Source organism: Streptococcus huangxiaojuni, from assembly GCF_040930515.1.
Taxonomy (GTDB): Bacteria; Bacillota; Bacilli; order Lactobacillales; family Streptococcaceae; genus Streptococcus; species Streptococcus huangxiaojuni.
In genome coordinates this window covers 242,028-257,713 of sequence record NZ_JBFQEG010000002.1, presented here as the reverse complement: position 1 = coordinate 257,713, position 15,686 = coordinate 242,028, and the positions used below count along the sequence as shown (strand labels likewise).

Annotated in this window: 14 protein-coding genes; 7 read left to right on the top strand and 7 right to left on the bottom strand. The window is 39.5% G+C overall.

The genetic code is table 11. The annotated features are described in order from the left end of the window. Window positions 1–513: 513 nt before the first annotated feature. From AB3329_RS02685 to AB3329_RS02660, 6 genes are all read left to right on the top strand, one after another. Window positions 514–1,266 carry an ABC transporter ATP-binding protein gene (locus AB3329_RS02685; RefSeq protein ID WP_368394195.1) on the top strand — a complete coding sequence of 251 codons (753 nt, stop codon included), beginning with the start codon at window positions 514–516 and terminating at the stop codon, window positions 1,264–1,266. Window positions 1,267–1,268: 2 nt separating this feature from the next. After that, window positions 1,269–3,296, top strand: a complete 2,028-nt coding sequence (locus tag AB3329_RS02680; protein WP_368394194.1) for an ABC transporter permease — start codon at window positions 1,269–1,271, stop codon at window positions 3,294–3,296. A gap of 141 nt (window positions 3,297–3,437) precedes the next feature. Beyond that, complete coding sequence (locus AB3329_RS02675) at window positions 3,438–4,106, top strand: response regulator transcription factor (RefSeq protein ID WP_368394193.1); 669 nt, start codon at window positions 3,438–3,440, stop codon at window positions 4,104–4,106. Then, window positions 4,103–5,068, top strand: a complete 966-nt coding sequence (locus AB3329_RS02670; RefSeq protein WP_368394192.1) for a sensor histidine kinase — start codon at window positions 4,103–4,105, stop codon at window positions 5,066–5,068. The genes AB3329_RS02675 and AB3329_RS02670 overlap by 4 nt, the downstream gene beginning before the upstream one ends. A gap of 301 nt (window positions 5,069–5,369) precedes the next feature. Further along, window positions 5,370–6,785: a Y-family DNA polymerase gene (locus AB3329_RS02665; RefSeq protein ID WP_368394191.1), complete on the top strand. Its 1,416-nt coding sequence runs from the start codon at window positions 5,370–5,372 to the stop codon at window positions 6,783–6,785. After that, on the top strand, window positions 6,782–7,135 hold the full coding sequence (locus tag AB3329_RS02660; protein ID WP_368394190.1) for a hypothetical protein: 354 nt from the start codon (window positions 6,782–6,784) through the stop codon (window positions 7,133–7,135). The genes AB3329_RS02665 and AB3329_RS02660 overlap by 4 nt, the downstream gene beginning before the upstream one ends. Window positions 7,136–7,218: 83 nt before the next feature. Here AB3329_RS02660 and xerS read toward each other — a convergent pair whose 3' ends face one another. The 6 genes from xerS to AB3329_RS02630 form a co-directional block, all read right to left on the bottom strand. Then, window positions 7,219–8,289, bottom strand: coding sequence for a tyrosine recombinase XerS (gene xerS, locus AB3329_RS02655; protein WP_368394189.1), 1,071 nt, complete (start codon window positions 8,287–8,289; stop codon window positions 7,219–7,221). Between the two features lie 419 nt (window positions 8,290–8,708). Further along, complete coding sequence (locus tag AB3329_RS02650) at window positions 8,709–9,446, bottom strand: DUF3307 domain-containing protein (RefSeq protein ID WP_368394188.1); 738 nt, start codon at window positions 9,444–9,446, stop codon at window positions 8,709–8,711. Beyond that, entirely contained in the window at window positions 9,439–10,116 is a 678-nt protein-coding gene (locus AB3329_RS02645; RefSeq protein ID WP_368394187.1) for a SatD family protein, read from the bottom strand. Before AB3329_RS02645 ends, AB3329_RS02650 begins: the two co-directional genes overlap by 8 nt. A gap of 48 nt (window positions 10,117–10,164) precedes the next feature. Then, window positions 10,165–11,958 (bottom strand): putative glycosyltransferase family protein, encoded by a 1,794-nt coding sequence (locus tag AB3329_RS02640; RefSeq protein ID WP_368394186.1) that lies wholly within the window; start codon window positions 11,956–11,958, stop codon window positions 10,165–10,167. Window positions 11,959–12,023: 65 nt separating this feature from the next. Then, window positions 12,024–13,595 carry a signal recognition particle protein gene (gene ffh / locus AB3329_RS02635; RefSeq protein ID WP_368394185.1) on the bottom strand — a complete coding sequence of 524 codons (1,572 nt, stop codon included), beginning with the start codon at window positions 13,593–13,595 and terminating at the stop codon, window positions 12,024–12,026. Between the two features lie 47 nt (window positions 13,596–13,642). Then, the gene (locus AB3329_RS02630; protein ID WP_368394184.1) at window positions 13,643–13,975 is read right to left on the bottom strand and encodes a putative DNA-binding protein; all 333 of its coding nucleotides are present in this window, start codon (window positions 13,973–13,975) and stop codon (window positions 13,643–13,645) included. A gap of 158 nt (window positions 13,976–14,133) precedes the next feature. Between AB3329_RS02630 and AB3329_RS02625 the strand changes: the two genes are divergently transcribed. Continuing rightward, on the top strand, window positions 14,134–14,901 hold the full coding sequence (locus tag AB3329_RS02625) for an alpha/beta hydrolase (RefSeq protein WP_368394183.1): 768 nt from the start codon (window positions 14,134–14,136) through the stop codon (window positions 14,899–14,901). Here the strand turns inward: AB3329_RS02625 and AB3329_RS02620 are convergent. Beyond that, window positions 14,898–15,596 carry a GntR family transcriptional regulator gene (locus AB3329_RS02620; RefSeq protein WP_368394203.1) on the bottom strand — a complete coding sequence of 233 codons (699 nt, stop codon included), beginning with the start codon at window positions 15,594–15,596 and terminating at the stop codon, window positions 14,898–14,900. The two genes, AB3329_RS02625 and AB3329_RS02620, sit on opposite strands and share 4 nt — an antisense overlap. Window positions 15,597–15,686: the final 90 nt, after the last annotated feature.

Below are 15,686 nucleotides of genomic sequence, written 5' to 3'. Positions count from 1 at the left end.
CATTTCATTTGGAAGGTCTCCTTTCAATTGGATTTGGAAGTTTTCTTGACTACTGTAAGGTTCCCCAGAAACACCTTGTACCAACAGCCTCGCATAAGAGAATTCTAGTCACTGGCTCAGCTGCCGCATGTACCCTACTAGGTACAGAAGTGAGTGTCGTGGAAACAGCTAGTGTGTTGGAAGTAGGGACAAGGCTTGGGTAACAGACTTTAAAATGAAGTCTAAGCAACAAGGAGAGAAAGAAACAACCATGAGTCCATTCCATGACTCTATTGTTCTGGAAAACCTTGCAATAGTCAAGCTATAAAATTGTTAACACTTGGGATTGAAAATCCCCATAAACTTATTTTACGAGGAGAAGTATCATGGGAACTGAAATAGTACAACAAACAGTTGATTTTTACAGTGCATTTTCTATTGTACTTATCGCTAGTGCTTTAGTTATAGCTCTGAGCCTGTGGTATAAATCCGGAAGGTAATAGGCTATAATATAAAGTGAGAAGGAGAGTAAGTATGCTGCTAGAAATTAATCATTTAAAAAAAGTTTTTCGAACACGTTTTTCTAAAGAGGCGACTCATGCCTTACAAGATGTCGATTTTAAAGTTGATCGTGGTGAATTTATTGCTATCATGGGAGAGTCCGGTTCAGGTAAAACAACTCTCCTCAATATTCTTGCTGCTCTTGAAAGACCGACAGACGGGACAGTTATTTTAAACGGTGAGAATATTACTAAAATCAAAGAAAATCGACTGGCTGATTTTCGCCTGAAAAATCTGGGTTTTGTTTTTCAGGAGTTTAATCTCTTAGATACCTTATCGGTAAAAGATAATATTTTCTTACCCCTAGTATTGGCCAGAAAAAATTATCAGGAAATGGAAGAACGCTTAGCGCAGATTGCGCCTAAACTACACATTCAAGATTTACTTAAAAAAAGGCCTTTTGAACTTTCGGGCGGGCAAAAGCAAAGAGTAGCTATCGCCCGGAGTTTAATTGCCAGTCCCCAAATTCTATTAGCGGATGAACCCACAGCAGCCTTGGACTATCGCAACTCTGAAGATCTTCTCAATCTTTTTGAAGTGATAAATGCAGATGCTCAGACTATTCTTATGGTTACTCACTCTGCAAATGCTGCCAGCCATGCCAAGCGTGTGCTTTTTATCAAAGATGGCCGTATTTTCCACCAAGTCTACCGCGGAAATAAAAGCAACCAAGAATTTAATAAGGATATTTCGCTTGCAATGAGTGTGCTTTTGGGAGGTGAATAGAGATGTTTTATATCAAATTAGCTCTCAATAACCTTAAACAGTCATTCAGACAGTTTGCTCCTTTCTTTTTAGTCAGCGTCACAACTTTTATTTTCAGCAATATCACATTTTTAATTATGACCAGCCCAACAGCTGAATCGATGGGCACAGGTGCCATTGCCTTGGGACTTGCTTATATTGTCCTTGCGCTGTTTTCTGCAGTTTTATGCCTGTACAGCTATAATTTTTTGCTCAAGCAGCGCTATCAGGAATTCGGGCTTTATAATATTTTGGGTATGAACAAAAGGCAGATTACTTGGCTGTCTACGCTGGAGCTGGTTATCATTTATTTGGTAACAATTATATTGGGATCACTGTTCAGCGCTGTTTTGTCAAACATTTCTTATTTGATATTTGCTAAACTAGTCCAATATGATAAACTTAACTTTTCTATCAATCCTGTCGCTTTTATCGTTACTATTTTCTTATTTGCGGCTATTTTTCTCTTTTTAGAGTTCGTTAATATCGTAAGGATTCGCAGGACTTCAGGGCTCAACCTATTTGGCAACCAGAATCAGGGAGAGCGTGAGCCAAGAGGCAACATTATTCTTGCTCTAGCCAGTCTTGCTGCAATCGGCTATGGCTATTATTTATCTGTTACTTCGGGTGATTTAAGTGCTTTGGTCGGCATCACACGTTTCTTCCAGGCCATCATAGCTGTTATTTTCGGGACCTATCTTTTTTATATCAGCTTTATCACTTGGTATCTCAAATTTCGGCGTAAGAATAAAAAATATTTTTATAAACCCGAACATTTTGTCAACACCTCCCAAATGATTTTCCGTATGAAACAGAATGCAGTCGGTCTCGCTAATATCACACTTTTAGCAATTATGGCCTTTGTGACCGTTTTTTCAACAGTCGCTCTTTATGGCAATAATGAAAACCTGGTTAGGATGCGGTACCCTAAAAATTCTCTGGTTGAAATTCGAGATGTCATTGATCGCCAAGATGCCCAAACTATTCTGGCAAAAGATGTCATAGCACCTTTGCAGGAAGAACAGGGGACTTTCAGCAAACCGTTTCAGCAGTACCTCATGACAAGCTTTGCAATTCCTTATGATAAAAGCCAAGATACAGTCACCCTGAATCAGGAATTTGTTTCTCAAGCCATAACTGCAATGAGACTAAATAATGTAGGCGATCTGCTTGTTGTAACTCAGGATGATTTTAGGGCTTTAGGAAATGATCTGCCTGTTTTATCACAAAATCAGGTTGCTTTTCACGATTATAATCAGCAGCAACTAAACCCCTACCATTTTAAAAATCTGGACTGGTTTGGAACCAATTATGATAACGTCTATCAGATTAAAAGTGTTAAAAATATGCAGGAAATAAACAGCGCTATTCCGACAGGCCTCTTAGTGGTTGCTGATGATAACCAGCTTGAAAAAATGCGATCAGCTTACAATCAATTTACCGATTATCCTTCAACTTATGACTATATAGCTTTAGCTGATCTCAATAAAGAAGAACAGCAGATTTTAGAAAAAAAATCCCAGCAAAATAACGGTGTTTTAACGGTTTACGAAGAAGGAGCAGCAGAGGGAGGAGTTGCCTTATTTTCAACTGATTCAAATTTTCGAGACGAAACTATGAAAATGACCGGCGGTTTTCTTTTTACAGGCTTTCTGCTCGGTATCGCCTTCTTGCTTGGAGCTGCCTTGATTATCTATTATAAACAGCTTTCTGAAGGTACACAGGATAAACAGGCTTATAAAATCTTACAGGAAGTCGGTATGAGTTTAAAACAGGTTAAGAAAACAATTAACTCGCAAATTCTTCTGGTCTTCTTCCTGCCTTTGTTTATCTCGGTTGTGCATTTCATCTTTGCACTGCCGATTCTAAAAAAACTGCTTTTGCTTTTTGGAGTACAGGGAGATCAGTTTATGTACACTGTCGGCATTCTAACAGTCTTAGGTATCTTTATTATTTACTTTATTATTTACAGACTGACCAGCCGAACCTATTACAGAATTATTGAAAGATAAGTTATATACATATCTCATATGTTGGAAGGAGGTGATACCCTTTAATAACTGTTTCATAAGAAAAGATAAGACAGTATGAAATAGGACATGGCCATCAAGCTTTGGCTTTTGTCCTGTTTCTTTTTTTGATACAATAAAATTATGGATACACAAGAGACAATCTATATTATCGAAGACGACCCAACCATTGTTCATCTGCTCAAAGCCCATCTTTCCAAAACTTACCGTGTTTTTAGCGTTACCAACTTTCGGGCTATAAAACAGGAAACTGAGGAGATAAAACCTGACCTTATCCTGATGGACATTACTTTGCCTTATTTTAACGGTTTTTACTGGACCACAGAAATCCGCAAAAATATGACTATGCCCATTATTTTTATTTCATCAAGTGATGATGAAATGGACACAGTGATGGCTCTGGATATGGGAGGAGACGATTTTATCTCAAAACCTTTTTCTTTAACTGTTCTGGATGCTAAAATTGCTGCCTTTTTGCGCCGTGCACAGCAATTCGCAAGAAATGATAACTATTCCCTGGGTGACTTCACACTAAGCCGCGACGGTATTTTGTCAAATGGCAAAGACCAGATTTCTTTGTCTCCGACTGAGAATAAAATCTTAACCATCCTTTTTGCTCATCATCAGCAGGTTGTTTCTAAAGATGAACTGCTTGAGAAACTTTGGGAAAATGAAAATTTTATTGATCAAAATACTTTAAGTGTCAATATAACACGGCTGCGAAAGAAGGTGCAGCCCCTAGGTTTTGATCATATTCATACTGTAAGAGGAGTAGGCTATTTACTTAAATGATATGGAAATTTTTTAAAGAATACCGTCTTTGGTACAGCCTTTATGCAATCATGTCGGCTCTCTATTTTTTGATGTTTTATTTGTACCGCCTTCCCTTATCTTATTTTGTCAACAGTTTAGTTTTAAATCTCACTTTACTGATTCTGGTTACGATTTGGCAGTATAATAAATTTAAGCAGAAGCTCAATATTTTACATCATTTTATTTATGTAGAAGAATTAAAAGAATTGAGGAGCCCATCAGAAAGAAGCTATCAGGCTCTGATTACTAAGCTTAAGGATAAAGAAAGCGAAGAATCATTTGCTGCTAAAGCAGAAATGGAAGAATGGCAGAGCCTCATCAAAATGTGGTCCCATCAGATGAAAGTGCCCATTTCTGCTTTATCGCTTATGGCTCAAACGGATCATCTCGAAAGCAATGAAGTCCAGCAGCAGCTGATGAAACTGCAAAATTATCTGGACAGCTTCTTGACCTACATGAAATTCAGTCAAAACAAAGATGATTTTCGATTTGAAGAGGTTTCAGTATCGTCTCTGATCAGAGAGATTATTAAAAAGTACCGTATCACATTTTTGGCTAAGAATTTATCTGTCACTATTCAAGGAGACTGGCTTTTAAAAACGGATAAAAAATGGCTGAGTTTTGCGCTTTCGCAGGTATTGGACAACGCGATAAAATATTCAAAAGATAGCAGCAGTATTGATGTTCTTATCACAAATAACAGTGTCACAGTAGCAGACAAAGGCATCGGTATATTAGATGAGGATCTGCCACGTCTTTTTGAAGAAGGTTTTACCGGCTATAACGGCCATAAGCATCAAAAAGCAACAGGCTTGGGGCTTTATATGACTAAACAAATCTTAGAAAATTTAAATTTGACGATTGAAATTACCAGTCAAATTGACAAGGGAACAGATGTCATTATCTCTAAAGCTACTAAAGACAATGATGATAAGTCATAACTTTCTTATTTTATGAAAGGAAGCCTATCCTCTGCCTAGTCAGGAGCTTGTGAAAACAAATATATTGTAAGAGTCTAGGATAAAAATCTCAGGCTCTTTTTTTAATCCAAGAGATAAATTTAAAAATAGCTGTCAATTAATGGACTTTTGGGCGGAAAAAGTGTATAGTAATGTTAGTTAATAAACTAACAATAGTCAATATAGCAGTTTGGAGTAACCACAGTCGGACAGCTGTGGACCCGTCAGCTAAATAAAGCTTAATGGCGGTGAAATAAAGCCGACTTGGAAGGGGATTGATTACATGGGGTATTTTGATTACTCGCAAGAGCCAAAATCAGACATTGCCTTTGTCGATATGAAATCTTTCTATGCCAGCGTGGAATGTGTGGCGCGGCATTTGCACCCCTTGAAAGCCTCTCTATGTGTTATGAGCAGAGCTGAAAATGCCAGCGACCTAATTTTATCTGCTTCGCCTATGTTTAAAAAGGTATTCGGCCGATCGAATGTCAGCAGAGCTTATGACCTGCCTTTTGATGTCCGCACACGTCAGTTTTCTTATTATAATGCTAAGCGGCAGGGGCTGCCGACAACACCCGAATTTATAAAATACATAGAGGATTGGGCTAAAGTAACCTTCATTGTTCCGCCGCGGATGGATAGCTATATCGAAAAAAATATTGAGATTCAGCATATTTTTCAAAATTATGCCAGCCCTGAGGATATTCTGCCTTATTCTATTGATGAAGGTTTTATTGATTTAACGTCATCTTTGAATTATTTTGTTCCTGATAAGGCTATCAGCAAAAAGGAAAAACTAGAGCTGATTTCAGCTGATATTCAAAAGGCTATTTGGCGGAAGACAGGTATTTATTCCGCAGTTGGCATGTCGAATGCCAACCCTTTGCTGGCTAAACTGGCTCTTGATAATGAGGCTAAGAAAACCAAAACCATGCGTGCAAATTGGTCATACAGCGATGTTGAGAGTAAGGTCTGGGCTATTCCCAAGATGAGCGATTTCTGGGGAATCGGCAACCGTATGGAAAAGCGTTTGAATAAGCTGGGGATTTTTTCGATCAGAGAACTGGCTAATTTTAATCCTGATATTTTAAAAAAAGAACTTGGCATTATAGGTGTGGATCTCTTCTTTCATGCCAATGGTATTGATGAAAGCAATGTCCATCAGCCCTATAAAGCGAAATCTAAAAGTTTAGGCAATTCACAGGTTTTGCCTAGGGATTATTGTAAACAGGCCGATATCGAATTGGTTTTTAGAGAAATGGCTGAACAGGTAGCTGTTCGGCTGAGAAAGGCGCATAAAAAAGCGACTAAGGTAGCGATTTTTATCGGCTTTTCAAAAGCAGAGCATAGAAAACACATTCAAGCACAGATGAAAATCGATCCGGCTAACAATACTGAGCAGCTAATCGCTCATGTCTTAACATTAGTCCGAAAAAAATACAAGGCGGGAGCCGTCAGGCACATCAGCGTATCTTATGCAGGCTTAGTTGATGATTCTTACAGCTTGATTTCCCTTTTTGATGACCTTGAAACAATAGAAAAAGAAGAAAGGCTCCAGTCAGCGATTGATACCATCAGAGCTAAATTCGGCTTTACAATGATTCAGAAAGCCAATGTTTTGCTGGAAGCTTCACGAAGTTTGGAGCGCAGCCGTTTAGTCGGAGGACATTCTGCTGGAGGATTGGATGGATTAACATGATTGACCGTAGCTATCTGCCCTTTCAGTCCGCTCGAGATCACCAGGATCGCGGTATGGAAAAATGGATGGGCTTTTTCTTATCAGAACACAGCAGCTCATTAAAAAACGACACAAACAGAGAAATTCTTTCAAGCTCTTTGGACAGTGCCGAAAAATTGACCTTAATCGGACAGTTATACATCAGCAAACTGATGGGCACTTTTATTGTGAAGGAGAACCAAGGACGTCAAACGCTGGCCGGTCATGTTACCGAAATAACTTCCAAGTTTATCACTGTCAAGAGTGCAGACCGCCATTATACTGTTAAACTTCAGGACATTTTAGCCATATGCCTTGAAGAAGAGCAGTAAGAGAAGATTATAAATCATCTTTAAAAGCCCCGTTAGATGCATAACTAATTAAGGGCCTTGGTCGTGAGAATCTTAATCTTATATTATAACTTATCCAGAGCGTTTTTCTGTTCATCGTTGACAATGTGAGTATAAAGGTCCGTTACTTGTGTGCTGGCATGCCCCAGCTGATGGCTGACTAAGACTTGAGATTTAGTTGCGTCGTATAACCTAGTAGCGAGCGTGTGGCGCAGCTTATGGGGGGTCACTCGAATTTTGAAAGCTTCTGAATATTTAGCAACCATCTTTTCAATACTGGAGGCATCTATTCGATTAGGAACACCGCGGTATTCTGTCAAAAAGAGGGCTGTGTCCTGCTTTTCGGCCTTATAACGCGACTGGCGGATTGCCAGGTACTGTTCTATATACGGTTTAGCAAAAGCTGCGACATTGACAGAATCACGTTTCCCACCTTTGCGTGTGACTTCAATCATCATCATATTTGTGTTAAGATCTTTAAGGTCGAGCTGAACAGCCTCGGACAGCCGGACTCCGGAAGCAAGCAGCAGAGCTATGATGGCTAGATCACGTTCTTTATTTTTTCGGAAAGACGATTTGGCACGATTAGACAGTTTGCTTTCATATTCATGATCAATGTGATCAAGGAAGGCTGCCGTTTCATCTCCCAAAAAAAGCTTTTGCTTAATATTTTCTGCACGGGCAGCTAAAGTCTCTTTCTTCTTTTTAGTAGCTACTTTTTTCATAACATTTCGGTAGAAGTAGGGTTCACCGTTTTTGTCCTCGACTTCCTCCGTTAAATATTTAAAAAGGCTGGAAAGAGCTGATAAAGTACGGTTAACTGTTGTTTGTGACACCCCCTGCTTTGTAGAATAAGTGTTTAAGGACGGCCGTTCGCGTAAATAAAGAACAAAGGCTTCCATATCTTTTTTTGATAAATGCTCTAAAACCCCTAAATCAATCTTGGTAATTTCACCAGCCTCTGAAATGCCGGATTCAATAATCCAATCTAAAAATCTTTTATATTCTTTGAGGTATTCATATAAAGTTGTAAAACTGTACGGAACAGAGAGTTTTGACTGGTAATAATCTAAAACATACCAGGGCATCACAGCCTTAAGTTCTTCAATTTTTTCTAAAAGCAATTCACGTTTCATAATACAAGCATCCTCAATTTTTATTTATAGTAAGAGTATAGCATAAGTAAAGGTGTATTTCAAGAAAATTACAGTTTTTCGGAAAGATATTATAAGACAAGATCCTAATCCTGATGGTCAATAATATATATTTACGATTGACAAGGCATACGACCTCCAACTAAAATTTTTAGCTTCATCTTCCCCTATAATCCTTCCTACCAGTCTTTTTTTGTATCATAAGTAAAAAATACATAATTTTGATTATGTAAAACAACAAACTATCGACTGCTAGGTTAAATCTAAATGTTTGCTTGTATTATCTAGCTTTTGCCTTTTGACAGTAATTAAATTTAGTAATGGGTTCTTATTATTAAAAACAGCATTTACATAATTAAAGTTATGTAAATGCTGTTTTATCATATCAGAGTCTTCGGTTTTTACAGGTAATACAGCAAAGCGTAACACATTAAAACGCTGATGATGCTGAATAAAGAGCCTATTAAGTAATATTCAGCAAATGCCTGACTTTTCGAAATCTTATCATAGCGTGCGATGGACTTGGCAGTAAAGACTAGGCCGATTGAAGCGTACTGCCCGCTGATAAGGAAAAAGGCCATGGTTATTCTTTCAAGTAATCCTATAAGCGCTCCTGCTCCTGCCACTGTTTGCTGCTCATCACGATCTCCCGTCTGGTATTTGTTGAAAAACAGCTTAAAGACAATATTAACTGGTTTTGTTATCAGAACAAAAAAGAAAAACAGGCGCAGCCCCCCATTGATATCAAAAAGCCAGGATGGTGTTTGCAAAGGAAGGCTTAAGCTGTAGGCAGCAGCTATGAAAAAATAGTGCAGCAGCTGGTCAATGACAAAGGCGCTCTTATCCCAATCTTTATCTGCGATTTTGGCGCTAAGGTAAAATTTACCGCTGTCAATGATACAGTGGCTTATAAAAACAAGAAATAAAAATAACCAGGCTGAAGGAATCAGACAAAAAACTATGAGCAAAGGAGCAGCTACAATGAGAAGATGGCGGATAAGAAATGTTTTATCACTTGCTTTTTTGTCAGCCATCTCCTGACTTTGCCATTGAAAATCGGCCAAAAAGTGTGCGACTAAAACCAAAGTTAAGAGAGGGTTATCGTATAAATAAGCTGAAAAAGATATATTTTCAAGCATGGCCATCCTCCTTGTTTTGAACAGTATTTAGTATCATTGCTGCGGCTGCATTACGGCTGCGCAGATAGTGCTTTAAGCCGCTGGCTTTAAGCCGTTTGGTGAAACCGCTGGGTTTGATTCCTAATGTTTCTGCTAGTTTTTGATGTTCAAACTGTTCCTGATAAATCCCCTTAGCCAGCAGGGCTCTCAAAATAGCGGCTTGATTGGCGGTCCATTTGGATTTAATAAAATCTCCGGATGATAGTAGGCTGTTGACGGTGCTTTGGACCAGCGGGCTGTCACAGTGCAGCGCGATATGACTGGTTCCGTAATCATTTTTATCGTGAATACTATCAATAGCTGCTCTGGCCAGCCAAAAAGCTGGACCATCTGAGCCAATACTTTGCTCTTTATTGATGGGTGTTGACATTCTGCCGATTCCCAGTCCGAAACGGACTTCAACAGGATCTAATACTGCCGTAATTTCATCAATCAGCTGAAAAATATTGTCGCAGGGCGTCAGCAAAGCCTGAAACTCATCGCCGGTTGTTACTGTAAACGGTGAGACAATAACAGAATGGTATTTTTGGTTAATTTTTTTCATAAGATTCAGTAGCTGTTCTTGAACCTCTTCACGCTTTTCCAGTTTTTTGGAATCAATTAAATCACCGATAACTGCTGTATAAATCATAACTCGCTCCTTTTGTCTATTATAACAGACAAAAATAAAAATGTCCATTTAAACAGACATTTTTGAAAAAACATTCTCTTTTAGCCCGCGAATGAAGGCCTGCTGCTTCTGCCAGCCAGTCAATCTAAGATTAATGCCTTGGATATTGATAATAACATAGATCAGAATGGCTATCAAAGATAAAACAGAAGAAAGGAATGCGGTTTTGGCCAAAGGTGTATAGGCATAGGTCACTGTTATGCTGTGTTCTCCCGGCGGAATAGCAACCATAGCTGAACCGCTTATTTCATTTAAGGTTGTTGGAATGATTTCACCATCAAGTCTGGCTATCTGTCCTTTGTAATGATATAGCGGTAAATCAATAAACTGTGCTTCTGCTGTAGGATTGTCTATTGTGAAACTGCAGTAACGGCTTGTAAATTTAGAACTGCTTTCCAGCTGAATTGTCGAATTGCTGATAAAGATACGATGATGAACTTTGCTGTCCATATCGTAAATTTCTCTTTCGGTATTTTCGGAATGATTAGCATAATCCATCATCATAACCGAATTAGTCAGTTTTTTCAAACTATTGCGCTTAGAAAGCTCTCCAACCGGATTAGCAGGATAGCGGTTGGCTCCTTCAAAAACTTTGAGGCTGGCACTGTTATGAATCAAGATAAGCCCAAGCAGTAAAATAAGGTAAGCACGATGGTTTTTAAAATGGCTTTTTCCCAGCAGTTTGGCAGCTAAAAATAATACGAACAGTGTGATGTAAGCATTTAAACGCCACATAAACTGGATTGTCCCACCCAGAGCTGGGAAGTGCACTAAAGGTGTTTCTAAAATGATTAAGGAGACAGTAAGACCGAGCAGGTAAGCATCTTCTCTTTGAAGTTTTCTAATGAAAACACCAATCAGGAGTAAAGCTAGTAAAACAGATAAACCAAAGGTATGCTGGTAGAGATTGTTAGAAAAAGCAAAAGATATGATTTCTTTTAATGTTTTAACATCAAAATGCTCTACCAGCTGACTCGGTACATTTAAAGAGTGATAATTCAGCTGTTCCAGCATCGAGAAAAATTGGAAACTCCCTAAAGCTAAAGAAGCCAGCCCTGCTATTCCCAGATAGATGGTCCGAATGATAGGTTTATCCGTAAACCAGATGGCTGTTATGTAAATAAGGACGACTAGAACCGAGGTCATAACGAAGGATAAAATATGGCTGTAAATAATTAAAGCCATGCCAAAGGATAAATAATACCATTTTTCATAATTCCCCTTAAGAATGAGGTAAAGACCGCAAAAAACAAGAGGCAAAAATGTAATAGCAATGAGTTCTCCGACTGCAAACCGTATGAGGAGGTTAACTAAACGGTAGGAAGCAAAGGTGTAGAATAGGGCAAAAAGGTGAGACGACTGGCGTGAGGCAAGAATCCTAAAGGAAGAAAAATAGGCAATAAGATAGGTTAAACTGGTTAAAATATAAAAATAAATAATCCAAGCAGTGTAAAAATCATGAAAGACAGCATACAGCAGATAATAAGGATAATAAGTCAGATAAGGGTAAAAGAAATTGATCCCCAGACCTACCTTATAAAAAGACTGAAAACTGACTGGGCTCTGCCAAATCGTTGCAAGCCCGCGGACTCTGTCAATGTGGAAATGCAGATCATCGCCGTACAGTCCACCGCCGCTTCCATGGATTAGCGGATATAAATAAACAAAGGCTACTAAAAGGGAAACAATAATGACTTGCGCATAATGAGGCAGAGCGATAAAACGTTTTTTGACTATATGGCAAAAGTTTTTAACCGCCAGTATATTCGTCTTTAGGGTGGTAAGGGATGAAAAGGCGTTCATTTCAGTGCAGCTCACTTCTAGTTATTATTTAAGAGTATATTTATGTTGGACAGTACTTAGAACTATTACTTCTTGCGGCGTTTTTTCTTAGCTTTTTTAATTTTATTGGCTTGGCGTTTCATGGCCTGTTTCATGGCGAAAGAACCGACTTTCCCCTTGAGGCCTCCGCCCATCATTTGACTGAGGTCCATATTACCGCCTAAAGCAGATAAGTCAGGCATATTAGCGGAATTTCCCTGCCCCATCATTCCTTGGAGAGCAGACATGTCCATGCCATTGGCCTGCTTTGGCATATTATTAGGATTAATTCCCATATTTTTCATCATTTTATCCATATCACCGGACATAACTCCCTGCATCATTTGTTTAGCCTGATTAAAATCTTTGATAAATTTATTGACCTCAACAAAACTATTGCCGGATCCGGCAGCAATCCGGCGGCGGCGGCTGGGATTTAAGAGTTCCGGATTTTCTCTTTCTTGGGGGGTCATCGATGACACAATCGCACGTTTTCTGGCAATTTGCTGTTCATCGACTTTGACATTGGCTAAAGCTGGGTTGCTGGATACGCCTGGCAGCATTTTGAGCAGATCTTCCATGGGTCCCATATTCTGAACTTGGTCCAGCTGATCGATGAAATCATTGAAATCAAAGGTGTTTTCGCGCATTTTTTCAGCCAGTTCCAATGACTTCTGTTCATCGTACTCCTGACTGGCTTTTTCAATGAGGGTAAGGAGATCTCCCATCCCTAAAATTCTGCTGGCCATACGGTCGGGATGGAAGGTTTCGATATCCGTAATTTTTTCACCGGTACCAGTAAATTTAATCGGCTGGCCGGTAATTTCACGAACAGAGAGTGCAGCCCCCCCTCGGGTATCTCCGTCAATTTTAGTCAGAATAACACCGGTGATATCCAGCTGCTTATTGAACTCAGCAGCAACATTGGCTGCTTCCTGACCGATCATGCTGTCTACGACGAGCAAAATCTCATTAGGATGAGCTAATACTTTGACATCACGGAGTTCTTCCATCAGCTTTTCATCGATTTGAAGCCGGCCGGCTGTATCAATTAAAACATAATCATTGTGATTTTCTCTAGCTTGAGCCAGACCTTGGCTGACAATCTCTACCGCTGAATGTTCGGTCCCCATATCAAAAACAGGAACATCTATCTGAGCGCCAATCGTTTTTAGCTGATCAATGGCTGCAGGTCGGTAAATATCAGCGGCAATCAATAAGGGGCGGGCATTTTCCTCTTTAACGAGCTTGTTGGCTAATTTTCCGGCAAAGGTTGTTTTACCGGCACCCTGAAGTCCTGCCATCATGATAACAGTCGGAATCTTAGGAGCTTTTTGAATAGCTGATGTTTCAGAACCGAGAATTGCAGTCAGTTCTTCATTAACAATTTTGACAATCTGTTGCGTTGGATCAAGTGTGTCAATGATTTCATGACCTACTGCCCGCTCGCGCACACGCTTAATAAATGTTTTAACTACAGGAAGAGCAACATCGGCTTCAAGCAGAGCCAGACGGATTTCTTTGGTAACCTCCTGCACTTCTTTTTCTGATAATTTTTTCTTTCCGCGAATATTCTTAAAAACATTCTGCAGACGTTCTGTCAAACTTTCAAAAGCCATTTTTTCTTCTCCTTGTCTTGTTTACGGTTTTGTTTTTAGATTGTATCTTATGATTGGTTGTCAATACTTGATAGAATGGAAATTTTTTCTTGAAGAAAGGTATCATCAGGGTACCTTTCTTGTATTTCGGTAAAAATTTCGTCACGTACAATATAATCAGAGTACATATGCAGTTTCATCTCATAATCCTCCAGAATTTTTTCTGTACGCTTGATATTATCATAAACAGCCTGACGACTGACCTTAAATTCTTCTGCAATTTCAGCTAAGCTGTAGTCATCAGCATAGTAAAGCTCGATATAGTGCATTTGTTTATCGGTCAGCAGGGCCGCATAAAATTCAAAAAGAGCGTTCATACGATTCGTTTTTTCAATTTCCATAAGGCCTATTATACCAAAAAAGCAGCTGTTTTAACAGTCTATTTCCCAGACTGCTGAGCAAAGCTGCAATTTTTCAAAAATAGCGTTTATTTGTAAAAAGCGCATCATTTTCGGTATAATAGTACAATACTAAAACTCAATTAGAGAGGTTAACTCTTATGATTCATTATCATGATATGCTGTTTACAGAAGTTGGAAAAAATCGCCGTCTTCATGTGTATTTGCCGGATAACTATTATGAAAGCGGCGAATCTTATCCGGTTATGTATTTTTTTGATGGTCACAATCTCTTTTTTGACCAAGCAGCTACTTACGGGAAATCCTGGGAAATGTACAGCTTTATGCAATCTTTTGAAAAGCCCATGATTATTGTTGGGTTGGAATGCGGCCATGAAGGCAATGAGCGCTTATCTGAATATTCCCCTTATGATATAAAATCACCTTATTTCGGCCAATTTAAGGGACTGGGCTATCAGACCATGCAGTGGATTGTAGAGGAAGTTAAACCTTTTATTGATGCCACTTATCCAACCTATCCCTTCCGTGAGGCTACAGGTATTGGCGGATCCTCAATGGGCGGCCTGATGGCTTTATATGCTGCTGGCAAATATAACCATATCTTTTCCAAAGCTGCTTGTGTCTCATCGGCTATTCAGCTCTGCCTGCCTCAGATTACAAAGGATTTGTCTCAATCAGCCATTGACAGCAATACGCGTGTTTTTCTCTCCTGGGGGACTGAAGAAAGTTCTCAGGATTCCGGCAACAGCTGGCAGACTGCTACTGCAAAAGCCAATAAACAAGCGGCCCGTTATTTTGAAAACAGCCAGGCCGCTGTTACTCTTTACTGTCAGGAGGGCGGCCGGCATTCTGAAGAGGATTGGGAAAAGCAGGTGCCGCTTTTTATGGACTTTCTTTGGCTGCACTAATTGTTTTCCAGATAAAATTCAAAACGGTCGCCAACGTACTCACTGCGCACAAACTCAAACGGTGTACCGTCAGTGAAATAAGAAACCTGAGTTAGAGCTAATATGGCATGACCTTTTAAAATCCCAAGATAATTAGCTACCCGCTCATTGGCCGTTTTAGCATAGATTGTCTGCTGGCTTTTTCCGATTTCATGACCATGATCCTGCAAAGTTTGAAAAAAATGTTCTGTTACTGCTGTACGTTCGAAGTGCCGGATCAGTTTTTCTGGAATAGCGGCTACTTCAAAAACAAGCGGCACTTTGTCTGCAAAACGGACACGCTCCATGCGAATAACGTAATCTGATGGTTTCAGCTGAAGCTGCTGAATTTCGGTTTCTGTAGCTAATTGCTTTTGATAGGAAATCAGTTTGCTTGAGGGAATCTTGCCTTGAGAGCGGACAATTTCAGTAAAACTGGTTGTCCCCCTCATTTTTTCCTGAACACGGTGACTGGCAATATAGGTGCCGCTTCCAACCCGACGTTCCAGAAGTCCCTCATCAACAAGGAGTGTAATAGCCTGCCGCAATGTCATTCGGCTTACCTGAAAATGATCTGCCAGATCCCGTTCGCTGGGCAAGCGTTCCCCGATTTTCCAAACACCGCGGTCAATGTCTTTTTTGATTGCATCGTGAATTTTTATATAAGCCGGAATCATCATCTACCTCGCTCGAAATAGTATAACTCATTTTACCATATTTTCTCTCTAAGCGTTCTTTTGGTGATTATGGTAAAAGGAGTTTAATCC

Coding starts and splice junctions, on each gene's coding strand:
- AB3329_RS02685 (WP_368394195.1), top strand. CDS start 514: ATGCTGCTAGAAATTAATCATTTAAAAAAAGTTTTTCGAACACGTTTT.
- AB3329_RS02680 (WP_368394194.1), top strand. CDS start 1,269: ATGTTTTATATCAAATTAGCTCTCAATAACCTTAAACAGTCATTCAGA.
- AB3329_RS02675 (WP_368394193.1), top strand. CDS start 3,438: ATGGATACACAAGAGACAATCTATATTATCGAAGACGACCCAACCATT.
- AB3329_RS02670 (WP_368394192.1), top strand. CDS start 4,103: ATGATATGGAAATTTTTTAAAGAATACCGTCTTTGGTACAGCCTTTAT.
- AB3329_RS02665 (WP_368394191.1), top strand. CDS start 5,370: ATGGGGTATTTTGATTACTCGCAAGAGCCAAAATCAGACATTGCCTTT.
- AB3329_RS02660 (WP_368394190.1), top strand. CDS start 6,782: ATGATTGACCGTAGCTATCTGCCCTTTCAGTCCGCTCGAGATCACCAG.
- xerS (WP_368394189.1), bottom strand. CDS start 8,289: ATGAAACGTGAATTGCTTTTAGAAAAAATTGAAGAACTTAAGGCTGTG.
- AB3329_RS02650 (WP_368394188.1), bottom strand. CDS start 9,446: ATGCTTGAAAATATATCTTTTTCAGCTTATTTATACGATAACCCTCTC.
- AB3329_RS02645 (WP_368394187.1), bottom strand. CDS start 10,116: ATGATTTATACAGCAGTTATCGGTGATTTAATTGATTCCAAAAAACTG.
- AB3329_RS02640 (WP_368394186.1), bottom strand. CDS start 11,958: ATGAACGCCTTTTCATCCCTTACCACCCTAAAGACGAATATACTGGCG.
- ffh (WP_368394185.1), bottom strand. CDS start 13,595: ATGGCTTTTGAAAGTTTGACAGAACGTCTGCAGAATGTTTTTAAGAAT.
- AB3329_RS02630 (WP_368394184.1), bottom strand. CDS start 13,975: ATGGAAATTGAAAAAACGAATCGTATGAACGCTCTTTTTGAATTTTAT.
- AB3329_RS02625 (WP_368394183.1), top strand. CDS start 14,134: ATGATTCATTATCATGATATGCTGTTTACAGAAGTTGGAAAAAATCGC.
- AB3329_RS02620 (WP_368394203.1), bottom strand. CDS start 15,596: ATGATTCCGGCTTATATAAAAATTCACGATGCAATCAAAAAAGACATT.